Below are 4,437 nucleotides of genomic sequence, written 5' to 3' on the forward strand. Positions count from 1 at the left end.
CCACCCATCGAGTTCGAACAGCGGCACCACGCCCCGGCTAAACTCTCCCTCGCGGCATGAAACCCCTGTGTCCACACTCCAGGGGACACCTCAGTTGTGGCGGCCGTCGGCGCGCTGCTCTTCAATGCCTTGTCCGTGGTCTCCACCAACAGCCAGCTCGACGTCGCTCGGCAGGGCCAGGTGACCGACCGGTTCGGTAAGGCCGTCGAGCAGCTCGACAGCACCGGCCTCGAGATCCGCCTGGGCGGGGTGTACGCACTGGAGCGCGTCATGCACGACTCGCCGTCGGACCAATCACCGATCGTCGAGGTCCTGTGCGGCTTCATCCGCCACAAGGCCGGTGCCGTCCGGTTCGCCAACACCACGAAATCGGCCGAGGGGGTCACTCCGCGTCAGCCTGACCTCGACCTGCTCACGGCCCTTAGCGTGCTGGCGCACCGCGACCACCAGCGCGACCAGGGCACCTCACTGGATCACATTGATTTCAGCGGTATGGACCTGTTCGAGGTCGACCTGCACAGCGCCGATCTGCACGGTGCAGACCTACGCGGCGCGAACCTGATTGGTTCAGATCGTTCGGCCGTAACGGCGGCACCGCCGCGTCCGAGCCAGATCCGTTGCGGACCGTGGGCGACCGCAGGCGCATGGCCGCAAACGCGGAACGGCGGGACGGGTGGCCCCGTCCCGCCGTTCCGTCACACCCGGGGCTGAACGCGGTCCGTCGGCCGGACGGCGCAGGGCGCGCCGGTCAGTAGCCGACGCGGAAGGTCGCGTCCTGCCGTTCGGTGGCCGTCGAGATCGGGTCGATGCGCAGGACGTAGTTGGAGTGCCGGAGGTAGCGGGTCGGGAAGTTGTGCGAGCGGAAGGAGGACCAGGTGGAGTCCGCCAGGCCGGCCGTGCGGTGGAAGGTCGCGTCCGCCGCGAAGGTCGGGGTGCCGTCGTTGACGTCGAGTCGCAGCTCGTAGCTGTAGTGCCGCAGGTAGCGGGTGGGGTTGTTGACGGACTGGAAGGACACGGCGGAGCTGTCGGCGAGGCCCGGGACCAGCTTCCACAACGAGTCGGTGTACGGGTTGAACGGGTACGGGTCGATGCGGCCGACGTTGTCGGCGTGGCGGACGTAACGGTCCGGGAAGTTGTAGGACTTGAGCCGGTTCCAGTCCGGTGCGCCCCACTTGGCGAGCAGGTTGTCGTACTCGGCGGCGGTGATGGTCGTGATGCCGCAGTGCTTGGAGTTGAGAGGCTGGGTGTAGGTCTTCTGGTCGAGGGCGGTCCAGGTGCCGGCCGCGAGGTCGGAGGTCTGCCAGGCGTAGAAGACGCCGTTGGGGGTGTAGGTGTCGCCCCACATGTACCAGGTGTTCGAGGTCAGCGACTTCACGATGGTCGGGGCCTCGGTGCCGCCGTGGTCGGTGGGGGTGCCGAAGACGGTGAAGCTGCCGGGGGTGAGCGACGTGGACTTGGTACCGAGCAGCCTCCCCTGCCCGTTGTTCTTGAAGTACATGTAGTTGACGCCGCCCACGCCGACGGTCATGTTGGCGTCGATGGCGTCGTAGCCGGGGTCGAAGAAGACCTGCGGGGCGGAGGCCGTGACGAAGTCGCTGGTGTAGTTCACCATGATCACGTTGTGACCGCTGGCGTTGACCGCCGAGTAGAGGACCGCGTACTGGCCGCGGCCCGCGTCCCAGAACGACTCGGGCGCCCAGCTGTGGGTGGCCATGTCGTGCAGCTTGAGGCGCCGGTAGCCGGTGAAGGTGCGCAGGTCGACCGAGTCCCAGACGTGGATGTACTGGCTGTTGTAGTTCCAGTCGGTGCCCTTGAGATCGGTGGCGAGCACGACGAAGGTGCCGTCCTGCTTGCGCAGGATGAACGGGTCGCGCAGGCCGAGGGCGCCCGCCGTGGGTATCGCGACGGGATTGTTCTGGTTCAGCGGCGTCCACTCCAGCGCGTCGCGGCTGACCGCGAGGTGGAGGCCGTAGTCGGTGCCCGCGCCGAGGTCGTTCGACTCGGTGAAGTAGCACATCACGTACGCCGCATCGGCCGCGTGGGCGGTGCCCGCGCCGAGGCTCAGCACCCCGGTCATCGCCAAGGGAGTGGCGGCGGCCAGGCCGAGAATGGTGCGACGCGACGGCTGCGCCGGGTGGGGTGCTGCGCTCATCTGGACTCCCTGGGGCGTACGGGCACGGGTGGAACGGCTCGGTCGCCGTCGGGAGAGTGTTAACGCTAACAATTCGGCGGACAAGAGACCTGACACGCCGTTACCCGATCGTGATACGAGGGTGCCGTCCAGGAGTACGACGACGCCACCCTTCCGAGCGATTCTCTTCAGGGCGCGGTCCAGACGCGGGGCCCGCGTGGCGAGCAGGTCGATCACCTCGATCACCCAACGGCGCACGGTGGACGCGGAGAGGTCGTTGCCGCCGGCCATGTCGGAGAGCCGCTGGTCGTGGCGCAGGACCGCGAGGACGATCAGGGCGATCTTCCCGGGCGGGAGCTTGCGCCAGCGGAAGCGGATCAGGCCGGGGACCAGGTCCACGGTGGCGGTGGACAGGTACAGGCGGGACTGGCAGACAAGGCCGTCGGGGCCCTCGGCGGGGCTGGTCTTCTATCGCATAGAATCCCCAACTCCCGTCGGGGGCCCGTGTGTTACGGCCGGTTCTGGCCGACTGTCCGCCGCGGCCATGATCTTCATGATCGCCTGGTAGTCCGAGGGCAACGCGCCCTGGTCCATGCCGTCCTCGCGGTGCGGGACCAGCAGCAGGCCGCCCGCTCCCGGTGAGGTCGTGACCCGCTCGAACTCCTCGGCCATGGCCGGGGCGTCGGCCTTCCCGGACCGCTCGGCGTCAACGAACTGCCCGAACACCACCTCCGCGGCCTCCAGTCGGGCCACCTCGGCATCGACCTCGGGGAGTTCCTTGCGCAGCCGCTCAGCGCGATCAGCCAGCACCACCCGCCGCTGCATCACCCACACCAGCACATCCGCCAGCAACAGTCCCTCCCCGCAACGGCTCTCGCTTGCCGGAGCCTGCGTGGCCGGCCCGCCCTACGACACGATTCCGGCGAACCGGCCGCACGCCAGACGATCGCCTGCTACCGATCGCGCCCCCGCCAGCACGAGCACCCCAGCCCCACCCCGCGCCAGCCCCGTGACCTGCAACTTCAAGATGAAATCAGCTCACTGCGGTGAAGGGGTCCGGGCCCGCTCGCGTTGACGAGCAGCTCAGCTCTCTCTCCTTGGAGACCCAACCCACTTACGGATATCGGCAGTTGAGTGAGCGGCTTGGTTGGCCGACGACTGCCTGACGGCGCGTCGGGGCAGGGTGGGCTCGGGAGCCAGCCTGTGCTCAGGCCGTGGCGGCGAGGGCGGCGACGCCGGTGATGTGTTCCCAGATGGCGAAGCGGACGGTCATCTCGGCTCGGTAGTCGTGTGCGGGCATCAGAGGGCGGCGGGGTCGGAAGTGGGGTGACATGCCGCTGAAGGCGGACAGGAACCGCTGTGCCCCATCCACGGAGCGGAAGCCTTTCATAGCGCGTTCGCGCTGTCTGGCGGGCTGGTGACTTGTTCTCCTCCCAGTTGTTCAGGCCCTTGCGCGAGCGATGTTCCATCGAGGGCATGACCTCACGGTGGGCCGCGCCGTGGGAGCGGAGCTTGTTGCCGACCGGGGTTGGGCAACTCGCCGAGGTAGTCAGGGAGGTGCGGCGCATTACTTGACCGCGACTATCAAGATCACCGACAGAGTCAAGCCAACTTGCCGTCCGCGCCGGAGAGTGTGAGCGCTCACGTCGTTCCCGTCAACAACTCTGACAGAACGGGATTCTGATGACGCCTCAGTAACAGACAGGTTGCGGCACGGTGCTTGACGGCCTCTCATGTCCCATGGTTTTCTCCCTGCAACACGTCGGATGCTCGGCCTTCAAATTGTTAGCGCTAACAACAGAACTCTGGCTAACTCTGCACGTGCTGAGGGACACTCAGGTGACACGTGGTGCGTTCAGCCGCACCGCCGGCTGGCTACTCAACACCTACACATATTCCTGCACGGCTCATCCTCGGAAATGTTAACGCTAACACGACACTTCTCGGGCGGTTGTCCGTGCGCGGGTGTCGCCGGCGTCCCCGCCGATGCGGCCCGTCTCATGTCGTTGATCCCAATGGTGGAAGGAAGACGCTATGTCGGTTTGGTTAGCGCGCGCCGCGAGGTGGCGTCGTCGGTGGCGGCCGGGGGCGGCCGCCGCGGCAGCCCTGGCGATCGTGGGCGGGTTGCTCACGGTGGCCACGACGCCGGCGTCGGCCGCCACGGTGGACACCACCGCCTGGTACGTACTGGTGAACCACAACAGCGGCAAAGCCCTCGACGTCTACAACTCCTCCACCGCCGACGGCGCCAACGTCGTCCAGTGGACCCGCACCAACGCCACCAACCAGCAGTTCCAGTTCGTGGA

The 4,437-nt window shown here is 67.2% G+C and carries 4 protein-coding genes and 1 pseudogene; 2 read left to right on the forward strand and 3 right to left on the reverse strand.

Annotated features, from left to right (window positions below; translation table 11 throughout):
* The first annotated feature begins 96 nt into the window (after nt 1-96).
* Nucleotides 97-711, forward strand: coding sequence for a pentapeptide repeat-containing protein (locus AB0J08_RS41045; protein ID WP_360645141.1), 615 nt, complete (start codon nt 97-99; stop codon nt 709-711).
* Between the two features lie 37 nt (nt 712-748).
* Here the strand turns inward: AB0J08_RS41045 and AB0J08_RS41050 are convergent, their stop codons facing one another.
* The 3 genes and pseudogenes from AB0J08_RS41050 to AB0J08_RS41060 form a co-directional block, all read right to left on the reverse strand.
* Nucleotides 749-2,152, reverse strand: coding sequence for a glycoside hydrolase family 43 protein (locus tag AB0J08_RS41050; protein WP_360645147.1), 1,404 nt, complete (start codon nt 2,150-2,152; stop codon nt 749-751).
* Between the two features lie 447 nt (nt 2,153-2,599).
* Nucleotides 2,600-2,983 carry a hypothetical protein gene (locus tag AB0J08_RS41055; RefSeq protein ID WP_360645144.1) on the reverse strand — a complete coding sequence of 128 codons (384 nt, stop codon included), beginning with the start codon at nt 2,981-2,983 and terminating at the stop codon, nt 2,600-2,602.
* A 478-nt stretch (nt 2,984-3,461) separates the two neighbouring features.
* A pseudogene (locus tag AB0J08_RS41060) lies at nt 3,462-3,654 on the reverse strand (DDE-type integrase/transposase/recombinase); the annotation flags it as partial.
* A 583-nt stretch (nt 3,655-4,237) separates the two neighbouring features.
* Between AB0J08_RS41060 and AB0J08_RS41065 the strand changes: the two are divergent.
* Nucleotides 4,238-4,437 (forward strand): RICIN domain-containing protein (locus tag AB0J08_RS41065; RefSeq protein ID WP_360645150.1); only part of this gene is annotated, 200 nt, incomplete at its 3' end.

The organism is Kitasatospora sp. NPDC050463 (assembly GCF_040655255.1).
In the GTDB taxonomy this organism is placed as follows: Bacteria; Actinomycetota; Actinomycetes; order Streptomycetales; family Streptomycetaceae; genus Kitasatospora.